1 protein-coding gene and 1 pseudogene are annotated in these 1,324 nt (G+C 72.2%); one reads left to right on the top strand and one right to left on the bottom strand.

What is annotated here, in order from left to right:
• Positions 1–66 precede the first annotated feature (66 nt).
• Positions 67–396, top strand: a pseudogene (locus tag ACFPZL_RS13270) (FadR/GntR family transcriptional regulator); the annotation flags it as partial.
• Here the strand turns inward: ACFPZL_RS13270 and dxr are convergent.
• Positions 371–1,324, bottom strand: a 954-nt coding sequence (gene dxr / locus ACFPZL_RS13275) for a 1-deoxy-D-xylulose-5-phosphate reductoisomerase (protein ID WP_382335840.1), incomplete at its 5' end; no start/stop codon positions are given. The pseudogene ACFPZL_RS13270 and the gene dxr overlap by 26 nt on opposite strands.

Here is a 1,324-nt window from a genome sequence, read left to right on the forward strand (position 1 = left end):
AGGTGCGGGTCGGAGCTGCGGGAGTCGTAGTGGTCGTAGGTCGTCGCGGGCGAGCGCGCCGGCCTCGTCACCGCGCTCCACGAGTGCGCAGCGGCGGATGAGGCCGGCTTCCGCCGGCTCGACTCGCGCCTGCATCTGACCTTCGCCGAGCTCTCGGGGTCGCCGAGCCTCGTGCAGGCCGTCGCCGATCTGCGCACGCGGGTCAATGCGGCGCTCGACTGCATCCCGATGCTGCCGCCCAACCTCTCGAACTCGCGGGAGCAGCACGAGGCCATCGCTCGCGCGATCCTGAGCGGGCGCCCGGATGCCGCGGCGGAGGCGATGGCCGAGCACATCGCGGGCACCGAGGCGCTGCTGCGCGGCTTCCTCGCTACCGGTCCGAGCGCGCCTCGATGATCCGGCCGGGCGCTTCGCGGGCCCACGTCTCGGCCGCGGCCAGCAACTCGAGCGTCAGCTCATCGGGCGCCTCGTGCGCCTCGACGGTCTCGCGGACGGTGTCGACGATGTCGAGGAAGCCGATCCGCCCGTCGTGGAACGCGTCGACCGCTTCTTCGTTCGCGGCGTTGAACACCGCCGGGTAGGTGCGGCCGGCGCGGCCGACCTGCTTCGCGAGCTCGACGGCCGGGAACGCCTCGGCGTCGAGCGGCTCGAACTCCCAGCTCGTCGCGCGCGTCCAGTCGAGCGGAGCGCCGACCCCGGCCACCCGGTTCGGCCAGTCGAGACCGAGCGAGATCGGCAACCGCATGTCCGGTGGCGAGGCCTGGGCGATGGTGGATCCATCGGTGAACTCGACCATGGAGTGGACGACCGACTGCGGGTGGACGACCACCTCGATGTCGGCGTAGGGCACGTCGAAGAGCAGATGCGCTTCGATCACCTCGAGCCCCTTGTTCACGAGCGTCGCCGAGTTCGTCGTGACGACACGCCCCATGTCCCACGTCGGGTGCGCGAGCGCCTGCGCCGGCGTGACGACGCGCAGTTCCTCCCGCGAGCGTCCCCGGAACGGACCCCCGCTCGCCGTCAGCACGAGGCGCCGCACTTCGCCCGCGGTGCCGGATCGCAGCGCCTGGGCGATCGCCGAGTGCTCGCTGTCGACGGGCACGATCTGCCCGGGCTTCGCGATCCTGGTCACGAGCGCACCGCCGACGATCAGCGATTCCTTGTTGGCGAGGGCGAGCGTGCGTCCGGCCTGCAGCGCGGCGAGCGTCGGGCCGAGGCCGATCGAGCCGGTGATGCCGTTCAGCACGACGTCGGCTTCGACGTCCCGCACGAGCGCCGCAGCCTCCTCCGCGCCGAGCGCGGTGTGCTCGACGTCGAACTCCGC

Source organism: Leucobacter soli (assembly GCF_042659205.1).
Taxonomy (GTDB): Bacteria; Actinomycetota; Actinomycetes; order Actinomycetales; family Microbacteriaceae; genus Leucobacter; species Leucobacter soli.